The 18859-nt window shown below is 62.9% G+C and carries 18 protein-coding genes; 11 read left to right on the top strand and 7 right to left on the bottom strand.

The window, feature by feature from the left end; all coding sequences use genetic code 11:
* The first annotated feature begins 270 nt into the window (after positions 1-270).
* Positions 271-1125, top strand: a complete 855-nt coding sequence (locus tag QLG02_RS10750) for a lytic transglycosylase domain-containing protein (RefSeq protein WP_282465149.1) — start codon at positions 271-273, stop codon at positions 1123-1125.
* A 108-nt stretch (positions 1126-1233) separates the two neighbouring features.
* Positions 1234-2070 carry a 5'-methylthioadenosine/S-adenosylhomocysteine nucleosidase gene (gene mtnN / locus QLG02_RS10745; protein ID WP_282465148.1) on the top strand — a complete coding sequence of 279 codons (837 nt, stop codon included), beginning with the start codon at positions 1234-1236 and terminating at the stop codon, positions 2068-2070.
* A gap of 108 nt (positions 2071-2178) precedes the next feature.
* Here the strand turns inward: mtnN and QLG02_RS10740 are convergent, their stop codons facing one another.
* Together QLG02_RS10740 and QLG02_RS10735 are read right to left on the bottom strand one after the other, a co-directional pair.
* Positions 2179-2688, bottom strand: coding sequence for a YgjV family protein (locus QLG02_RS10740; RefSeq protein WP_166463283.1), 510 nt, complete (start codon positions 2686-2688; stop codon positions 2179-2181).
* Positions 2689-2745: 57 nt separating this feature from the next.
* Entirely contained in the window at positions 2746-3321 is a 576-nt protein-coding gene (locus QLG02_RS10735) for a Crp/Fnr family transcriptional regulator (RefSeq protein ID WP_171282226.1), read from the bottom strand.
* A gap of 240 nt (positions 3322-3561) precedes the next feature.
* Between QLG02_RS10735 and ettA the strand changes: the two genes are divergently transcribed.
* The 3 genes from ettA (at position 3562) to QLG02_RS10720 (ending at position 7339) form a co-directional block, all read left to right on the top strand.
* Positions 3562-5229 carry an energy-dependent translational throttle protein EttA gene (gene ettA / locus QLG02_RS10730; RefSeq protein WP_268030140.1) on the top strand — a complete coding sequence of 556 codons (1668 nt, stop codon included), beginning with the start codon at positions 3562-3564 and terminating at the stop codon, positions 5227-5229.
* A gap of 163 nt (positions 5230-5392) precedes the next feature.
* Complete coding sequence (locus QLG02_RS10725) at positions 5393-5728, top strand: hypothetical protein (RefSeq protein ID WP_282465147.1); 336 nt, start codon at positions 5393-5395, stop codon at positions 5726-5728.
* 267 nt (positions 5729-5995) lie between these two features.
* Positions 5996-7339, top strand: a complete 1344-nt coding sequence (locus QLG02_RS10720) for an NCS2 family permease (RefSeq protein ID WP_005304142.1) — start codon at positions 5996-5998, stop codon at positions 7337-7339.
* A gap of 66 nt (positions 7340-7405) precedes the next feature.
* Here QLG02_RS10720 and djlA read toward each other — a convergent pair whose 3' ends face one another.
* From djlA to QLG02_RS10705, 3 genes are read right to left on the bottom strand one after another with little or no spacing between them, the layout of a single operon-like run.
* Positions 7406-8236 (bottom strand): co-chaperone DjlA, encoded by an 831-nt coding sequence (gene djlA, locus QLG02_RS10715; protein ID WP_011704885.1) that lies wholly within the window; start codon positions 8234-8236, stop codon positions 7406-7408.
* A gap of 19 nt (positions 8237-8255) precedes the next feature.
* The gene (gene murU, locus QLG02_RS10710) at positions 8256-8924 is read right to left on the bottom strand and encodes an N-acetylmuramate alpha-1-phosphate uridylyltransferase MurU (RefSeq protein WP_282465146.1); all 669 of its coding nucleotides are present in this window, start codon (positions 8922-8924) and stop codon (positions 8256-8258) included.
* Positions 8921-9931, bottom strand: coding sequence for a phosphotransferase (locus QLG02_RS10705; RefSeq protein ID WP_282465145.1), 1011 nt, complete (start codon positions 9929-9931; stop codon positions 8921-8923). The genes murU and QLG02_RS10705 overlap by 4 nt, the downstream gene beginning before the upstream one ends.
* A gap of 174 nt (positions 9932-10105) precedes the next feature.
* Between QLG02_RS10705 and lptD the strand changes: the two genes are divergently transcribed.
* The 6 genes from lptD to QLG02_RS10675 are packed head-to-tail and all read left to right on the top strand — an operon-like array spanning position 10106 to position 16874.
* Entirely contained in the window at positions 10106-12538 is a 2433-nt protein-coding gene (gene lptD / locus QLG02_RS10700) for an LPS assembly protein LptD (RefSeq protein ID WP_282465144.1), read from the top strand.
* 30 nt (positions 12539-12568) lie between these two features.
* A complete protein-coding gene (gene surA / locus QLG02_RS10695; RefSeq protein WP_011704881.1) occupies positions 12569-13867 on the top strand; it encodes a peptidylprolyl isomerase SurA in 1299 nt (432 codons plus the stop codon).
* Positions 13867-14862, top strand: coding sequence for a 4-hydroxythreonine-4-phosphate dehydrogenase PdxA (gene pdxA / locus QLG02_RS10690; RefSeq protein ID WP_282465143.1), 996 nt, complete (start codon positions 13867-13869; stop codon positions 14860-14862). The genes surA and pdxA overlap by 1 nt, the downstream gene beginning before the upstream one ends.
* A complete protein-coding gene (gene rsmA, locus QLG02_RS10685; RefSeq protein WP_044799293.1) occupies positions 14852-15679 on the top strand; it encodes a 16S rRNA (adenine(1518)-N(6)/adenine(1519)-N(6))-dimethyltransferase RsmA in 828 nt (275 codons plus the stop codon). Before pdxA ends, rsmA begins: the two co-directional genes overlap by 11 nt.
* A 4-nt stretch (positions 15680-15683) precedes the next feature.
* On the top strand, positions 15684-16046 hold the full coding sequence (gene apaG / locus QLG02_RS10680) for a Co2+/Mg2+ efflux protein ApaG (RefSeq protein WP_282465142.1): 363 nt from the start codon (positions 15684-15686) through the stop codon (positions 16044-16046).
* 6 nt (positions 16047-16052) lie between these two features.
* Positions 16053-16874: a symmetrical bis(5'-nucleosyl)-tetraphosphatase gene (locus QLG02_RS10675; protein WP_011704877.1), complete on the top strand. Its 822-nt coding sequence runs from the start codon at positions 16053-16055 to the stop codon at positions 16872-16874.
* A 151-nt stretch (positions 16875-17025) separates the two neighbouring features.
* On the opposite strand, the gene QLG02_RS10670 is transcribed toward QLG02_RS10675, so the two are convergent.
* Together QLG02_RS10670 and QLG02_RS10665 are read right to left on the bottom strand one after the other, a co-directional pair.
* Positions 17026-17526 (bottom strand): 2TM domain-containing protein, encoded by a 501-nt coding sequence (locus QLG02_RS10670; protein WP_252376567.1) that lies wholly within the window; start codon positions 17524-17526, stop codon positions 17026-17028.
* 237 nt (positions 17527-17763) lie between these two features.
* Positions 17764-18753, bottom strand: coding sequence for a luciferase-like monooxygenase (locus QLG02_RS10665; RefSeq protein ID WP_016349616.1), 990 nt, complete (start codon positions 18751-18753; stop codon positions 17764-17766).
* Between the last annotated feature and the right edge of the window lie 106 nt (positions 18754-18859).

Genomic DNA, 18859 nt, shown 5'->3' with positions numbered 1-18859 from the left:
GGGCCGATGGGGCCGATGGGGCCGATGGGGCCGATGGGGCCGATGGGGCCGATGGGGCCGATGGTGGCCAGGGGCAACTTATCTAGCAACCCCTTTGTTGGCGGCGACCCTTATGAGCCGTCGCCAACCCCTGCCGCATCAGCCTCGGCCATTGGTTCCATACCGTTTTGATCTCTGGATACCCGGATCCATAACAACAGGATCCACTAGATTAATGGCAGAAAAGGCCATGTTCCCCTATATCTTCTGTACCCCAACAGGAGAGAATCCATGTCGAGTTCCAGCGAAAACAGGCTGTTTTTGCTGCTTTTTTTATCGCTGTTGCTGGCCGGCACCGGGCTGGCAGCGGCGCAAAGCAGGGATTTCAGACAGGCACCCAAGGCGCTCAGCGCACTGAAGAAAGGTCAGCAGGCACAGAGTCAGGGCAACCTGACCCAAGCCATCCACTTCTACTGCGCCGCCGCCACCACGGGTAGCCCGGAAGGTTACTTTCGCATCGGCCGCCTGCTCGCCACCGGCCCCGGCTCGGTTCGCAACCCCCGCATGGCCAACGCCTACCTGGCCATGGCGATCCGCCTTGGCAACCAGCAGGCCGCCCGCTACTACAACAGCCGGGTCGGCAATGCCGTGATGGGGGATCAGTGCGGCAGCGGCGTCGGTGGATCCGGCGGCTACTTCGCCGCCATCCCCACCACCCCCTTCAATCTGGAGGCCTATCTGGCCCGCCAGTCGCCCGCCAAACAGAAGCTGGCATCCATGCTGCGCCACGCCGCCAAGCGCCACCGCATCGACGAGAGGCTGGTGCTGGCCATCGCCATCGCCGAGTCCAACCTCGACAGCCGCGCCGTCTCCCCCAAGAATGCCCAGGGGCTGATGCAGCTCATCCCCGAGACCCAGCAGCGCTTCGGGGTGACCCGCCCCTTCGATCCAGAGCAGAACATCAAGGGAGGCGTGGCCTACCTCAAGTGGCTGCACACCCATTTCGATGGCAACTGGACCCTGATGTCGGCGGCCTACAACGCCGGCGAAAAATCGGTGGAGCAGTATGGCGGCATCCCCCCCTATCAGGAGACCCAGCAGTATGTGCGGCGGGTGCTCTACTTCGCCGGCCACAAGCAGCCCTGAGCCCGGGCCTCTGCCGGCCCGCTATTGACAAAAATCACACCCGCATTTGCGCAATCGTTTGCCTTTCGGTAGGATCCGGCGCTTTCTCGCTCGTTCTACAGGTAATCCATGAATTTCATCAAACGCTGCTCGCGCATGCTCACCCTGTTTGCCCTCTTCTCCTCCGCCGTCGTGGCGGCCAACCCGGCCCCCGCCCCCATCCTGATCCAGGGGGCGATGGACGTCGAAGTCGAGACCCTGGTGGCCGCCCTCAAGGACAAGCAGGAGCTGACCGTCGGTTCCTGGACCTACTGGCAGGGTACCCTCTCGGGTTATCCGGTGGTCGTCTCCCGCACCGAGGTGGGACTGGCCAATGCCGCCGCGGCCACCACCCTCGCCATGGAGCGCTTCCAGCCACGCCTCGTCATCAATCAGGGCACGGCGGGCGGCCACGATCCGGCGCTGCACCGGGGTGACATCGTCATCGGCACCAAGAGCTTCAACATGGGGGCCTACCGCAGTGACCTAACACCCGCCGAGCAGGGCGTCGACCCGAGCAGATGGCACAACTTCGAGGTCACCATGCGCCTGCGCGACAACGGCAAGCTGGTGGAACACACCGCCTTTGCCGGCGATCCCGAGCTGGTCGGCCGCGCCCTCGGCATGGCTGACCGTTATCGTCACGGTCGGGTGGTCCCCGGCATCATAGGCACCGCCGACGAGTGGAACCGCCAGGTCGCCCGCATCAACTGGCTGCACCAGACCTACCAGACCGCCGCGGAAGAGATGGAAACCTCCTCCGCCGCCCTGGTGGCAGAGGCCTACAAGGTGCCCTTCGTCGGGATCCGGGTACTCTCCAACACCGATCTGCACGGCGAGGAGTTCGATCCGCAGACCGCCATCCACTGCCAGCAGTTCGTCATCGATTACGCAAAAGTGCTCATCAACGGCTTCAACAAAGCCTGATAAGCCTGATAAGCCTGATAAGCCAGAGAGGCCGTCACTATGGCGGCTTCTTTTCTTGGTAATCCCTATCAGGCGGGACTTGGCCCACGGTTTCTCCCGCAGCCGATATCAACTCCCCGGACATGCCCTGCGCCCATAGTGGCGGTAGTAACCCACCAGATTGCTGACCAGAAACAGCCCCTCCATCAGTGCCGCCACGGGCGACCCCACCAGCAGGTTGTTGGCCAGCCAGCAGAGGGTACCCAGCAGCATCCAGCGCCGCAGCAGGCGATCATCTAGGCAAAACGCAGCCCGGGTCTGCAGCAGGCTGGCCAGCAACCCCAGCAAGGCGAGCGGTCCCTGATAGGTGGCGAGCACCGCGAGGCAGGACAACCCCATAAAAAGCCACATCAAGAGGCGACGCGTGGCCAGCATGCTGACCACGAAGCGCAGACTCGCCAGCCAGAGCAGCAGGGCGGCCGACGCTTGTCCCAGCAGCGCGAAATGGGCGCCATTGAGGGCGCAGGAGAGCGCCAGGCAGGCCAGAATGGCCCGGCGCGTCCGCAGCTGAAACGACAGCAGATCCAGCAGCAGCGCCAGGCTCACCACCAGTTGTGACCACAAAAACAGCGACATCATCCCCACTCCAGGCTTGTTCGAGAGGCCCAGCATGGCGGGAATGGGCGCCGCGCGGCATTAACCCGTGTTAATGCGCCGGCGGATCCGCGACAGGGTGACCGGGCTGATGCCGATGTAGTTGGCGAGCTGCACCTGAGTGAGCCGCGCCGGCCAGTGGGGGAAGGTGCGGCAGAGCTCCCGGTAGCGCTCTTCGGGGGAGTGCAGCAGCAAGAAGGCCTCCTTGCGCTCCTTGTAGCACAGCTGCTGGCGCAACAGGGCCATGCAGACCGGCTGCCAGGCGGGCTCGTCCAGCAGGGCGAGCGGTACCCGCACCAGCTGCAGCGCCGTGACGGCCTCCAGCTGGTAGCGGGCAGGCGACCCGGTGAGCCAGCTGTCGTAGAGCAGACAGAGCTCCCCTTCGAAGTAGAACTCCTTGCAGCGCTCCTGCCCGTCCCAGGCGTAGTGACAGGCGCGGGCGATGCCTCGCTCGAGGTAGAAGGCCGACTCCTGCATCGCCCCCTGGGCCAGCAGCGGCTGACCCGGCTGCAAGGTCAAACGGGGCAGGCTGGCGGCAAGCGGCTCACCGATGACGGGTGACAGCCCCATGGCGGCGAGGGTGGCCGCCAGAGGCGGGGCTGAAGGCAGGCTGGTCATGCAAACTCCGGGGCAAACAGGGCCTTCATCATGCCAAGTTTGGCGCCCCGTTGCAGCAGGCTGTGATGGCCCCGGCAAAGGGAATGGCCGACCGGGTGCCACCTTTGCCCCCCCTCGCCCATTGGTTTACAATCGACGGGTTTTTTGGAACCCGGTTGACCTGCGTCGACCTGGCCCCACCACGACATCAGTCTGTTAGTGCCAAGACATTAACCTGCTGAAAAGGAAGAGAATTAGCCAATGGCTCAATTTATTTACACCATGAACAGGGTCGGCAAGGTAGTGCCGCCCAAGCGTCATATTCTCAAGAACATCTCCCTCTCCTTCTTCCCGGGCGCCAAGATCGGCGTGTTGGGTCTGAACGGCGCCGGTAAATCGACCCTGCTGCGTATCATGGCAGGGCTAGATACCGAGATCGAAGGGGAAGCCCGTCCGCAGCCCGGCATCAAGATCGGCTACCTGCCGCAGGAGCCGAAGCTGGATCCGGAGCAGACCGTGCGCGAAGCGGTCGAAGAGGCGGTCGGCGAGGTGAAACGCGCCATGGCCCGGCTGGATGAGGTCTATGCGGCCTACGCCGACCCGGATGCGGATTTCGACAAGCTGGCCCGCGAACAGGGCGAGCTGGAAGCCATCATCCAGGCCCAGGGCGGCCACAACATGGAAAACCAGCTGGAGCGCGCGGCCGACGCCCTGCGCCTGCCGGCCTGGGATGCCCAGATCAAGCACCTCTCCGGTGGTGAGCGCCGCCGGGTGGCGCTGTGCCGCCTGCTGCTGGAAAAACCGGACATGCTGCTGCTGGACGAACCGACCAACCACCTGGATGCAGAATCCGTGGCCTGGCTGGAGCGCTTCCTGCACGACTACGAGGGCACAGTCGTGGCCATCACCCACGACCGTTACTTCCTCGACAACGTGGCCGGCTGGATCCTGGAGCTGGACCGCGGCGAAGGGATCCCGTGGGAGGGCAACTACTCCTCCTGGCTGGAGCAAAAAGATGCCCGTCTGGCGCAAGAAGCCAGCACGGAAGCGGCTCGTCGCAAGTCCATCGAGAAAGAGCTGGAGTGGGTTCGCCAGAACCCGAAAGGCCGTCAGGCCAAATCCAAGGCCCGTATGGCGCGCTTCGAAGAGCTCAACACCAATGACTACCAGAAGCGCAACGAGACCAACGAGCTGTTCATTCCGCCCGGACCGCGCCTCGGCGACAAGGTGGTGGAGGTGGCAAACCTCTGCAAGTCCTACGGTGACCGCCAGCTGATCGACGATCTCTCCTTCTCCATTCCGAAGGGAGCCATCGTCGGCATCATCGGTCCGAACGGTGCCGGTAAATCGACCCTGTTCCGTATGATGTCGGGTCAGGAGCAGCCGGACTCCGGTTCCATCACCCTGGGTGAGACCGTGGTGCTTGCCTCGGTGGATCAGTTCCGCGACAGCATGAACGACAAGAAGACAGTGTTCGAGGAAGTCGCCGACGGCCAGGACATCCTGCGCATCGGCAATTACGAGTTCCCGAGCCGGGCCTACATAGGCCGCTTCAACTTCAAGGGTGCCGATCAGCAGAAGCGCGTCGGCGAGCTGTCGGGTGGTGAACGCGGCCGTCTGCACCTGGCCAAGCTGCTGCAGACCGGCGGCAACGTGCTGCTCTTGGATGAACCGACCAACGATCTGGACATCGAAACCCTGCGCGCCCTCGAGAACGCCCTGCTGGAGTTCCCGGGTTGCGCCATGGTCATCTCCCACGACCGCTGGTTCCTCGACCGCATCGCCACCCACATCCTGGACTACCAGGACGAGGGCAAGATCGCCTTCTTCGAGGGCAACTTCACCGAATACGAAGAGTGGAAGAAGAAGACCTACGGCGCCGAGGCCGTCCAGCCGCATCGCGCCAAGTACAAGCGCATCGCCAAGTAACAGGGCAAACAAGTGCGGCTGCTGCATCAGCCGCACCGTTCCCACCACGACAAGCGAATCGCCAAGTAAACCGGTACATGCGACAAGGGGAGCCCAGGCTCCCCTTTCTTGTGCCCGATCGCTTACAATCCAAGACGGATACCTCATGCATGGATGTAGCAAGATGACGACCCAGCCCACCACAGAGAAGAAACTGACCATCCAGATCCGGGTCGAGCCCGGTTGCCTCGGGCCGGACGGCAAGGCGCACATCGAGACCTTCTGCGCTGCCGCCGCCAAGATCTTCGCCGCCGTGGAGCCGGAGCTGGTGAACTGGACCCTGCTGCCCCGCTATGACAAGCAGTTGCCGGAGCAGGAGTTTTTCATCGACGGCCGCAAGCTGACCGAGAAGCAGGCCAGCCTGTTTCTGCGCCGCCTGGGGCGGGAGCTGGGGGAAGTGCAGGATACTCTCGACTCCGTGCTGGCCCAGCTGGTGGAGCGCTACTTCAAGACCCTCTGAGATTTGCCCTCTCTGCGCCAAAAAGGTTCTCCGACGAGAACCTTTTTTGTTGGCGAAAAAGCAAACGTTTGAATTTTTACTCTATTCATTGATCCGCCTCGCAGATCCGGGGTTTGTAAACGGCGCCGCCTGTGTAAAAATGTGCGCGCTGTCACGGTATCAGGACGAGTCTGGTTATTTAACCACCAGAAACAGGGCGTCACGCCCGCATGGATGGGACCGGCTCTTCGCCTGCTGCTTATTTCAAGTCACCTATTGGAATCCAACATGAATCAACCACACCAGGCCCCCGCACAGGCCGCCGGGCAAGGATTGCTTGAGCGTCTGTTTGCCCTGAAGGGCCATGGCACCAACGCCCGCACCGAAGTGATCGCCGGCATCACCACCTTCCTGACCATGGTCTACATCGTCTTCGTCAACCCGCAGATCCTCTCTGCGGCCGGCATGGACACCCAGGCCGTGTTCGTCACCACCTGCCTCATCGCCGGCATCGGCAGCATCCTGATGGGTCTGCTCGCCAACCTGCCCATCGCGCTGGCCCCGGCCATGGGCCTCAACGCCTTCTTCGCCTTCGTGGTGGTGGCCGGCATGGGCTACTCCTGGCAAGTGGGCATGGGCACCATCTTCTGGGGTGCCATGGGCCTGTTGATCCTCACCCTGCTGCGGGTACGCTACTGGCTCATCGCCAACATTCCGCTCACCCTGCGGGTCGGTATCACCGCCGGCATCGGTCTGCTGATCGCCCTGCTCGGCCTGCACAACGCCGGTATCGTGGTCGCCAGCCCCGCGACCATGGTGACGGTGGGCAACCTCACCTCCCTGCCCTGCCTGCTGGGGCTGCTCGGTTTCTTCCTGATCTGCATCTTCTCCGCCCGCGGCGTCCACTCCGCCGTGCTGATCGCCATCGTGGTGACCACCACCCTGGGCTGGCTGTTTGGCGACGTCACCTTCAAGGGCTTCGTCTCCATGCCCCCCAGCATAGAGCCGGTGTTCGGCCAGCTGGACCTGATGGGCTCGCTCGACATCAGCCTGGCCGGGATCATCTTCTCCTTCATGCTGGTCAACCTGTTCGACTCCTCCGGCACCCTGATCGGTGTCACCAATCGTGCCAAGCTGGCCGATGACAAGGGGCACTTCCCCCGCATGAAGCAGGCCCTGCTGGTGGATAGCGCCAGCTCGGTCGGCGGCGCCTTCATGGGCACCTCCTCGGTCACCGCCTTCATCGAGAGCAGCTCCGGCGTCGCCGTCGGCGGCCGTACCGGCCTCACCGCCATCGTGGTCGGCCTGCTGTTCCTGCTGGCGATCTTCTTCTCTCCGGTCGCCGCCATGGTGCCGGCCTACGCGGCGGCAGGGGCCCTCATCTACGTGGGCGTGCTGATGTGCTCCGAGCTGACCCGGGTGAAGTGGGAAGATCTGACCGAAGCGGTGCCGGCCTTCATGACCGCCGTCATGATGCCGTTCAGTTTCTCCATCACCGAGGGGATCGCCGTGGGCTTCATCTCCTACTGCGTGATGAAGGCGGGTACCGGCCGCTGGCGCGAGATCAACCCCTGCGTGCTGGTGGTGGCCCTGCTGTTCGTGCTCAAATTCGTCTGGGTCGACAGCCACTAAGCATCTACTGCACAAACAAAAATGCCCGTCAGCGACGGGTATTTTTTATGGCTGACGAAGGGGCGCTCAGCGAATGCCGCGCGCCTCGCGGATCCACTCCCAGGCCTGCTGGATCTCCTGGGTCTTCTCCTTGGCCATCTCCATCATCTCGGGCGGCAAGCCCTTGGCGGCCAGCTTGTCCGGGTGGTGCTTGCTCATCTCCTTGCGGTAGGCGCGCTTGATCTCCTGATCGCTGTCGCTCTCGCTCACCCCCAACAGCTGGTAGGCATCCTTGAGCCGGTCACGGGAGGGGGCCTCCTGCCGATACTGCTGCCCGCCGTGCCCGCCATCCTGATACTGGCCACCGTGCGCCCGGTTGAAGAAGTTCATCTGCGCCTCGGCCATCGCCAGAATGCGGGCCAGCTCGATGCGGCTGAAGCCCAGCTCGTCGGCGATGGTGTGCAGGATGGCGCGCTCGTTGGCCTCGACCTTGCCATCGGCGAAGGCGGCCTGCAGCTGCACCTCGAGGAAGAAACGCAGGATATCGCGCTGGCCCTGGCTGGCACGGCGAAACTCGGCCAGGGTCTCCCGCAGCGGGAAGTCCGCCTCCTTGCCCTGGCGAAACGACTCCTGGGCGCGAGCACGCTGCTCGCCTGCCAGCCGCATCCGATCCATCAGGTTGGAGGCGACCCGGATCTCCTGCTCGGTCACCTGGCCGCTCGCCTTGGCGATGTGACCCATGACGGCGAAGGTGGCGTGGAAGAAGACCGCCTGTTGCTGCTGGGTGGGCGCGCGGCGAAAATTCAAGCCCATGCCACGGTCGAAACGGTGACCGATCCAGAGGCCCAGCAGGGCACCGAAGATGTTGCCGAGCAGAAAACCGAAGAAGGCGCCAAGCACCTTACCCCAAATACGCATGGTTCAAGACCTCGTGAAATTAATGAGTGCGTCCTTGCAACTGTTCGTCCAGCGCCTGCAGCCGTGCCACCGTGCCGATGTCGCGCCACTCGCCGGCCAGCAGGCTGCCGCCCACCCGGCCTTGTGCCATCCACTCCCGCAGCAGCGGCGCCAGCTTGCGCGCCCCCGGCGTGAGTCCGGCAAAGGCGGCGGGATCATAGAGTCCGACTCCGCTGAAGGTCAGCGCCGGGCTATCGACCACCCTGCCCGCCTGCAGCGCAAAGTCCCCTGCCGGATGCTGCGGCGGGTTGGGTACCAGCCAGAGGTGGGCCAGATCCGTACCCAGCGACTGGGTCACCAGGGTGCGATAGTCCAGATCGAGCCAGGTATCGCCGTTGATCACCAGAAACGGCTCATCCCCCAGCAGTGGCAGCACCTGAATGATGCCGCCGGCGGTCTCCAGCGCGCTCTCCTCCGCCGACCATTGAATGTCGACTCCGAACTGACGGCCGTCGCCGAGGGCCTCTACCAGCTTGTGGCCGAGCCAGGCGTGGTTGATGACCAGGTCGGTCACACCGGCATCCCTGAGCTTGTCGATATGGTGCACGATGAGCGGCTTGCCCCCCACCGCCAGCAGCGGCTTGGGCAGACTGTCGGTGAGCGGGCGCATCCGCTCGCCGCGACCGGCGGCCAGGATCATCGCCTTCATGACGCCACTCCGGTGCGGGCCAGCCCGGGCAGCACCACCTGCGCCAGCCATTGGCCGAAGCGGGCCAGCACCGGGTAGCTCGCGCCATGGCTGTGGCAGACATCCACCACGTAGCCGAGGGTGCGGGGAATGTCCTTGAGGTAGCCGGACTTGCCATCGCGGTGGTAGAGACGGGTGAAGATGCCCGCCGCCTTGAGGTGGCGCTGCATGCCGGTGAGGTCGGCGGCGCGACGAAACGCGGCGTAATCGAGCTCGCCCAACAGCTTGGCCTGCTGCAGGGTGTCAAACCCGAGCCGCATACCCTGCTCGATCACCGCGTCCGGCCAGCGCACGTAACAGTCTTTCAGCAGCGAGACCAGGTCATAACTGAGCGGGCCTATGACCATGTCCTGGAAGTCGATGACCGCCAGCCGGCTGTCGGCCGGAGTCTCGCCGCCGCACACCATCAGGTTGCGGCTGTGAAAATCCCGGTGCATCACCCCCTGCGGCTGGGCCAGGTTGTTCTCGGTGAGGCAAGAAAAGGTCTCAGCCAGCAACTGCTGCTCTTCATCGCTCAGGGTCAGTTGCAGATGGTGACCCAGCAACCACTCGGGGAAAATGCTGTTCTCCCGCGCCATAAAGGCGGCATCAAAAGGCTCGAGGTCCAGTTCAACAGCGCCGAGACGGGGCAGCAGCGCAATGGCCTTGCCGTACCAGGCCAGCACGTTGTCTGCGTTCAGGCAGCTGATAAGCTGGGTATCCCCCAGATCCGTCACCGCCAGCAGCCCTTGCTCGTAGTCCACCGCCCGCACCTCGGGGGCCAGCAGACCACCGGCGTGCAGGGCCGAGGCATTGCGGACAAACTCATGATTCTTTTCGGTTTTAGGATTGGCATCCACCCAGATCAGGCCACCGCCACGGTGGTAGCGGCGAAAACTGGCGTCACCGGAAATGAGGGTCAACTGCAGGCTGGCATCACCGGAAATCCGGCGCGCCCAGTGCAACAAGAGGGAATCGCGATCGTGCATAAGTCGGGGACCAAATTGGAAAGCAGCACTTGGCTGTTAGCCCTGGCCGCAATAATGCTTTATCATTGCCGGCTAACATAAAGCAATGACATGCAATGTCAACTCGATGAATCCTGTCGTAAAATGCATGTCTTGAATCAGCCGTAGCTACCACGGATTGCGCGAGTCTTTCACATGACAAAACGGACACTGGGATACTCCTATCCCATCGCCCTGACCATCAGCCTTGTTCCAGCCCTGACCCCGGCCATCGTGCAGGCGGCGCCGCTGACGCCGCCGCCCGCCACCGGGATCCTGGACGGGCTCTGCTATGACTACGTCCCCAAGATTGAGAAGCTGGCGCCCGGCAAGGACGCCAACGCCCAACCCGTGGAAGTGGATGCCGATCGGCTCGAAGCCAAGCAGGGCGGCACCGCCGTCTACCAGGGCGACGTCAAGGTGCGCCAGGGCGTGCGCAAGTTCGATTCCGACTATGCCGAGCTCGATCAGAAGAGCCGGGACGTCATCGCCATCGGCAACATCTACTACAACGATGGCCAGATCACGGTCACCAGCGACAAGACCCTGAAATCCAACCTGGATACCAAGAACTCCGAGCTGGAAGAGGGCAAGTATCAGGTGCATGGCTCGCCGGTGCGCGGCTCCGCCGACCGGGTCACCATGACCAACAACAACCAGAACATCACCCTGGAAGGGGCCCAGTACACCACCTGCCCGCCGGGTCAGGAAGTCTGGACCCTGAAGGCGGGCAGCATCGACATCGATCAGACCGAGGTGTTCGGGGAGGCCTGGAACGCCAGTCTCTGGCTCTACGACTACCCGGTGTTCTACTTCCCGTACATCAACTTCCCGATCAAGGATGAACGCAAGACAGGCCTGCTCTACCCGGGTTATACCCAGAGCTCCAAGAACGGCATGGACATCACCCAGCCGTTCTACTGGAACATAGCCCCCAACTACGATGCCACCATCACCTCCCGCTTCATGGACAGACGGGGCTTGATGGAGCAGGTGCAGTTCCGCTACATGCCGGATCCGGCCCACGTCGGCAGCCTCTATTTCGAAAACCTGGCCAACGACAAGCAGTACGACGAGACCCCGAGCCTCAACCAGGCCATGTCCGACGGTCACCGCTACCTGCTCAACGCCAACCACACCTCGCTGTTTGCCGACAACGCCATGCGAGTGTCGCTCGACTACACCAAGGTGCGGGATCGGGATTACAACTACTTCAACGACTTCTCCCCCAAGGTGGGCACCCAGGTCGAGAACCAGTTGCAGCAGTCCCTGATGGCCGGTTACTTCCAGCCCAACTGGAACATCAACACCGAGGTGCGCACCTACCAGATCCTGCTGGCCAGCGCCCAGCAGCCCCACGAGCTGATGCCGCGCATCGACCACAACTATTACCAGCAAGGCAGCTGGTACGATCTGGCCTGGAACACCGAGATCACCAAGTTCGGCTACAACAACGCCCAGGCCATCGCCCAGAACCAAGGCGGAGCCTACACCGGCACCCGGGTCTACACGGCTCCGACCCTGACCATGCCGCTCATCAACGAGGCAGGCTACTACCTCGACAGCCAGTACAAGCTGATGTACACCCGTTACGATCAGGAAGTGCCGGACAACATGAGCCAGACCTTTGTCAGCCGCTTTACTCCTGAAAACGGCAACGGGGTCACCCTGGACGAAGGGATCATCACCCGCACCCTGCCCTCCTTCCGCCTCAAGGGCGGCATGACTTTCGAGCGCAACCAGAACTGGTTCGGCGGCGATGCCAACCAGACCCTGGAGCCGGAGTTCCAGTACCTCTATGTGCCCTACAAGAACCAGGACAACATAGGCGTCTATGACTCCACCGGCATGCGCCAGGACTACTACAGCCTGTTCAGCGACCGCCGCTACGCGGGCCTGGATCGCATCAGCGACTCCAACAGAGTCTCCATCGGTCTCACCAGCCGGGTATATGATGAGGCCGGTGATGAACGAATTCGGCTGGCCGTTGCCCAAGCTTTCGATTTTGTTGCGCCCAGGGTCAAGCTCTATCCCAGCGAGACCCTGACCACCAACACCCGCTCCCCGCTCTCCTTCGAGGGGGATGCCAAGATCAACGAGCAGTGGTTTGCCCATGCCGGCGCGCAATATGATGTGGACCAGAGCCGGCTCAGCTCCGCCAACAGCGCCATCGAGTATCGCCGCGAGAAGCTGATCAGCCAGCTGAACCATCGTTTCGTGCGCGATGCCAACTACGATCTTGAAAACAAGGGACAGGTAACCGACCTCAACCAGATCGGCCTACTGTTGACTACCCCGCTCAACGACCAGTGGCACCTGTACGGGGGTTACTATCAGGAGCTGAATCAGAGCGTTAAGTCTGATCGCAAGGTAGGCCTGAAGTACGACTCCTGCTGCTGGAGCATCAACTTCAACCTGGAGTGGGTCAACACTCCGGACAACGTGACCATGCGTCCGACCTCGGAGCGCAGTCTGGGCATTCAGTTTGAAATGAAAGGATTGGGTAGCGTGGGTACCGGCACCAAGGGCACCTCCCTGGACACCGAAGCACTGCCTTACATTCGTCCGTTTAACCTGCGAGACCAATAAGCGGTCTGGCAAACGCCTTGAGAGATGGATATGAAGAAGACGTTGATTTCCCTGCTGACTGCAGGCCTGTTCGGAGCCATGAGCCAGGGAGCCTTCGCCGCCCCCGAACTGATGGACAAGGTGCTTGCCGTGGTCAACAAGGACGTGGTGCTGGCCAGCCAGCAGGAAGCCCTGGTGCAGAAGGTGAAAGCCTCTGCCCAGGAGAGCGGCCAGTCCCTGCCCGATGACGCCACCCTGCGCAAACAGGCGCTGGATCGGCTGATCCAGGAGAGCCTGCAGCTGCAACTGGCGGATCGTCAGGGCCTCAAGATCAGCGATACCCAGCTGGAGCAGGCTATCCAGAGCATCGCCGCCGACAACAAGATGACCCTGGATCAGCTGCGAGCCCAGCTGGCCCGTGAAGGGCTGACCTATGCCCAGTATCGGGAAGAGGTGCGCCGCGAGATCCTGATGAACGAGGTGCGCCGCAACCAGGTGCGCCGCCGCATCAACATCTCCGAGCAGGAGGTGAAGCAGGTGGTCGACATCCTCGCCAAACAGGGTCAGCAACAGCAGCAATACCATGTCGGCCACATCCAGGTTGCCCTGCCGGACAACCCGAGCGCCGAGCAGCTCAACGCCGCCAAGAGCAAGATTGAACGCATCCTGGCCGCCCTCAAGCAGGGCGCCGACTTCCGCAAGATGGCCATTGCCGAGAGCAGCGGACCCAAGGCGCTGGAAGGGGGTGACTGGGGCTGGATGAGCCCGCAGGAGATGCCGACCCTGATGGCCGAGGCCGTGCAAGGCACCAAGAAGGGTGACATCGTCGGCCCGCTGCGTTCCGGTGCCGGCCTGCACATCATCAAGGTGTTCGACACCAAGGGCCAGCAGCAGGTCGTGCAGACCGAAGTGCGCGCCCGCCACATCCTGATCAAGCCCTCCATCATCCTGAGCGAAGAAAAAGCCAAGGGCATGCTGGACGGCATCCTGCACGACATCAAGAGCGGCAAGGCCAGCTTCGCCAGCCTGGCGGAGAAGTACTCCGAAGATCCGGGTTCTGCGGTGCAGGGTGGCGAACTGGGCTGGTCCGATCCCAACGTCTACGTGCCGGAGTTCCGCGACATGGTCAACCGCCTGCAACCGGGCCAGATCAGCGAACCCTTCCGCACCACCCACGGCTGGCACATCGTCCAGCTGGAAGAGCGCCGCAGCCAGGATGCCACCAACAAGGCCCAGGAGCAGCGCGCCTATCAGCTGATTTACAACCGTCGCTTCACCGAAGAGTCCCAGGCCTGGCTGGACGAGCTGCGTGACGAGGCCTACATCCAGATCGAAGGCGCCGGCAGCTGATGAGTTGTCGTCGTCTCGCCATCACCCCGGGTGAACCGGCCGGGATCGGCCCGGATCTGGTGCTGCAGATTGCCCAGCAGGAGTGGCCGCACCAGTTGGTGGTGATCGCCGATCCGGCGCTGCTGCGCGAGCGGGCCGCCCTGCTGGGGCTGCCCGTCGAGTTGCAGCCCTATGATGCCGACCAGCCTGCCCGCCCGCAGCAGGCCGGTACCCTGACCGTCTGTCCGGTTCCCCTCGGCGCCGCCGTGGTGCCGGGCATGCTCGACGAGGGCAATGGGGCCTACGTGCTGGCCACCCTGCAGCGCGCCTGCGATGGCAATATGAGCGGCGAATTTGCCGCCGTGGTAACCGGGCCGGTCCACAAGGGGATCATCAACCAGGCTGGCGTCTCGTTCAGCGGTCACACCGAGTTCTTCGCCCAGCAGTCGGGCACCGCCGACGTGGTGATGCTGTTGGCAACCGAGGGACTGCGGGTCGCGCTGGCGACTACCCACATTCCGCTGGCCTATGTGGCGATGGCTATCACCGAGGATCGGCTCGGCAAGGTGATCCGCATCCTGGATGCGGATCTCAAGAGCAAATTCGGCATCGCCAAGCCCCGCATTTACGTCTGCGGCCTCAATCCCCACGCCGGGGAAGGCGGCCATCTCGGCCGTGAAGAGATTGACGTGATCGAACCCGCCCTGGCAGGCCTTCGCCAGGAGGGGATCGATCTGGTCGGCCCGTTGCCGGCCGATACCCTGTTCCAGGACAAATACCTCAAGGATGCGGATGCGGTACTCGCCATGTACCACGACCAGGGGCTGCCCGTGCTCAAATACAAGGGCTTCGGCAGTTCGGTCAATATCACCCTTGGACTTCCTTTCATCCGCACTTCGGTGGATCACGGCACCGCACTGGATCTGGCAGGCAAGGGCCTCGCCGACTCGGGCAGCCTGATCACCGCGATCAACCACGCCATCAAGATGGTAGAGAAAAAAAGATATGAGCAGTAAGGTGCAGAGCAACAAGGTGCACATGGGCCACACCGCCCGTAAGCGTTTCGGTCAGAACTTCTTGCACGATCGCTACGTGATCGATCAGATCGTGGCCGCCATCAATCCGCAGCCGGGTCAGAACCTGGTGGAGATCGGCCCGGGTCTGGCCGCGCTGACCGAACCGGTCGCCTCCCAGATGGACAAGATGACCGTGGTCGAGCTGGACCGGGATCTGGCGGCACGCCTGCGCGAGCATCCGACCCTGAAGGACAAGCTGACCGTCATCGAGGCCGATGCCATGCGCTTCGACTTCGGCACCCTGATGGGGGAAGGCAAGGGGCCGCTGCGCATCTTCGGCAACCTGCCCTACAACATCTCCACTCCGCTCATCTTCCACCTGTGCGAGTTCGCCGACCGGGTGGAGGACATGCACTTCATGCTGCAAAAGGAAGTGGTCCTGCGTCTGGCCGCCGGCCCCGGCAGCAAGGCCTATGGCCGACTGAGCGTGATGACCCAGTACTACTGTCAGGTAGTGCCTGTGCTGGAAGTAGGCCCTGGCGCCTTCAAGCCGGCGCCGAAGGTGGATTCCGCCGTGGTGCGTCTGATCCCGCACAAGAACCCGACCATAGTCGCGAAAGACATTCGTTGCCTGAACCGGGTCTGCACCGAGGGCTTCGGCCAGCGTCGCAAGACCATTCGCAACAGCTTCTCCAACTTCATCACGGACGCCCAGCTGACCGAGCTTGGTATCGATGGCAACCTGCGCCCGGAGAATCTCTCCCTCGAGCAGTTCGTCATGATCGCCAACTGGCTGGCGGATCAGCAACAGGCCTGATCCCGTGGCAACTCCGCACATCGTGATCCGCCCGTACCCCCGTTATGTGGTGGATTCCAAAGACCCTTACCAGTTCCACTATCTCATCGAGATCGAGAACCTGGGGCCGGGCCCGGCGCAGCTGCTGCACCGGCGCTGGCTCATCACCGATGCCAATGGCAAGATGCTGGAAGTCGAAGGCCCCGGCGTGGTCGGCGAGCAGCCGGTAATCGCAGAGGGAGAGACCTTCCGCTATCAGAGCGGCGTGCCGCTGGCCACCCCGCTTGGGGTGATGGAAGGGAGTTATACCCTGCAAGACGAGTCGGGGCAGCAATTCGAGGCGCCCATCGCGCCCTTTACGCTGGCCGTCCCCCACATTATCAACTGAGGTTTCATGGCGAACTGTTTTGTTGGCGATATCCAGGGCTGTTACGACGACTTGCGCCGTCTGCTGGATCTGGCCGAGTTCGATCCCGCTAACGACGTGCTCTGGCTGTGCGGCGATCTGGTCGCCCGCGGCCCGGACTCTCTCAATACCCTGCGCTTCGTCAAGGGGCTGGGCAACCGGGCCGTCACCGTGCTCGGCAACCACGACCTGCACCTGCTGGCGGTCGCCGATGGCGTCGCCCCGCTCAAGAAGAAGGACAAGCTGCAGGAGCTGATGGAGGCACCGGATCGGGACGAACTGCTGGAGTGGCTGCGCCACCGTCCGCTGCTGGCGGAGCACCCGGACCTGCCCATCATGATGGTGCATGCCGGCATCTCCCCGGCGTGGGACGCCCGCACCGCCCGCAATTGCGCCCGCGAGGTGGAGAGCCTGCTGCGCGGCGATCAGTACCAGTGGCTGCTGCACAACATGTATGGCGATCAGCCGGATGGCTGGCAGGACGATCTGGTCGGGATCGAGCGCTACCGCTACATCATCAACACCTTTACCCGGATGCGCTTTTGCTATTTCGACGGCCGGCTCGACTTCAAATGCAAGAAGGGCCCCAAGGAGTCGACCCCTGGCCTGCGCCCCTGGTTCGAGCAGCGCGAGCACCATGTGGACGACCCCATCCTGGTGTTCGGCCACTGGGCTGCCCTGATGGGCAACACCGGCAAGCAGGACATCAAGGCACTGGACACCGGCTGTGTCTGGGGCAACAGCCTCACCCTGTGGCGCTATGAAGATGATGCCCTGATCGCTACACCCTGTCCCACTTACGCCAAGTGACGATAAGAGGCCGGGTCTGAGTGATCAGCACTTCACTATAAAGATGGCGCCCAGATCACTCCCCTCTCCCACCACACCAAGCAGGTGGCAGGCAATAAAACAAAACGGGCCCGGCATTGCCGGGCCCGTTTTTTATGGTGCATCGCTCACCCTAGAGCTTGCGCCCCAACCGCTTCTCGATCTGCTGCCGCTCCCACTCGGGGCCGAACAGCTTGAACGGCTGGAACAGGTTGATGGCATGGGAGATCAATCCCAGCCCCCAGCCCAGCGCCGGCCACCAGGCCCAGATATAGCCCGGGTTGCTCAGGTAGTTGATGACAAACAGCCCGCAAATCACCAGCAGGTAGCTGGCGGTGTGGTAATAGAAGCCCTTGAGCCCCTCCACATAGCGCATGGCGGCCCGCTCCTCTACCGATACCCGTATCTCATCCCGTTCCATCGTGTCACTCCCTCTCATCTCATGCTCCTGTTGGCTTGTACCGTCAAGTTGCGCCACTTCGAGCTCAAAGACGGCGGCCAGGGCCTTGAGGGATTCCAGTCCGGGCTGCTGGCCCTGCTCGATCCGCTGAATGGTGCGAACGCTCAGGCCGGTAAAGGCGGCCAACTGCTCCTGTGACCAGCCCCGCTGCAATCTCAACTTCCTGACGATCATCTCGAACTCCTTGTGGTTGATTGACGGGGCCAGCATAGGGGCCGGCGGGTGCCATGGGCCACGACAGCGCCCTGACACCAACCTGACTTTCCTTTGGATTCAGTGCATTAGATAAAAGAGCGTGCTCAAAAACTCAGCTATTCCTCCCCACGACGCCCCCCCTTTCGATCACCTGACAGCAGGGCGACAGAGGTGGCGCTTTGTGCAACATAGCGCCTTGGTCTCGGGCAGGCGAGCTTATAGCGCCTGCATCAACTCGGCGGCAATCTCGAAAGAGCGCAGACGAGCCTGATGATCGACGATAGGACCGTTGAACATCAGCTCGTCGGCCCGGGTTTCCGCCAGCAGCGCCTTGAGGCCGTGCCGTATCTGATCCGGATTGCCCACCAGCGAACGGGCCAGGGTCTGCTCCATGGCCAGCAGCTCGCGCTCCGACCACTCCTCTCCCAGTTCGATGACGGGGGCCGGCAGCTTGCCTGCGTTGCCGCGATGCAGACGCAGGAACTGCTGCTGCAGGGTGGTGAACTGGAAGCGCGCCTCCCGCTCGCTGTCGGCGGCGATCATGTTGATGCAGACCACCGCATGGGGCTTGGGCCAGCGGGCGGAGGGGCGATACTGGGCGCGGTAGATCTCCAGCGCCTGCAGCAGCATGGCGGGAGCGAAGTGGGAGGCAAAGCCGAACGGCAGCCCCATGGCCGCCGCCAGCTGGGCGCTGTAGAGGCTGGAGCCCAGCAGCCAGATGGGCAGATGCAGCCCCTGCCCAGGTACCGCCTGCACCGCCCCTACTTCATCGCCAAAGTAATCCATCAGCTCGCGCACATCGGCCGGGAAGTCATCCACCTCGCCGCTGCGCTGGCGTCTGAGCGCCCGCATGGTGCGCTGATCGGTGCCCGGCGCACGGCCAAGCCCGAGATCGATGCGATCCGGATAGAGCGACGCCAGGGTACCGAACTGTTCGGCGATGACCAGCGGCGAGTGGTTGGGCAGCATGATGCCACCGGCCCCGATGCGCAGGGTATTGGTACCGCCGGCCAGATGACCGATCAGCACCGAGGTGGCGGCGCTGGCGATGCCCGGCATGTTGTGGTGCTCGGCCAGCCAGTAGCGGCAATAGCCCAGGCGTTCGGCATGACGGGCCAGGTCCAGCGAGCGGCGAAACGACTCGGCCGGCTGGGAGCCTTCGGCCACGGGCACCAGATCGAGTACGGAATAGGGGATGGCAGACATGGGTCACTCCATTGATTCGCAGACCAGTAACAAGTGGGGCAATGTAGCACGGGATACCTGAATGAATCACGTGATCAGCCGGCAAAATTGGCCAGAGCAGGCGCCG

Source organism: Aeromonas sp. V90_14 (assembly GCF_029967615.1).
Classification (GTDB): domain Bacteria; phylum Pseudomonadota; class Gammaproteobacteria; order Enterobacterales; family Aeromonadaceae; genus Aeromonas; species Aeromonas hydrophila.
Note: the sequence above shows the minus strand (reverse complement) of the source record. Positions and strands in the feature narration are given on the sequence as shown.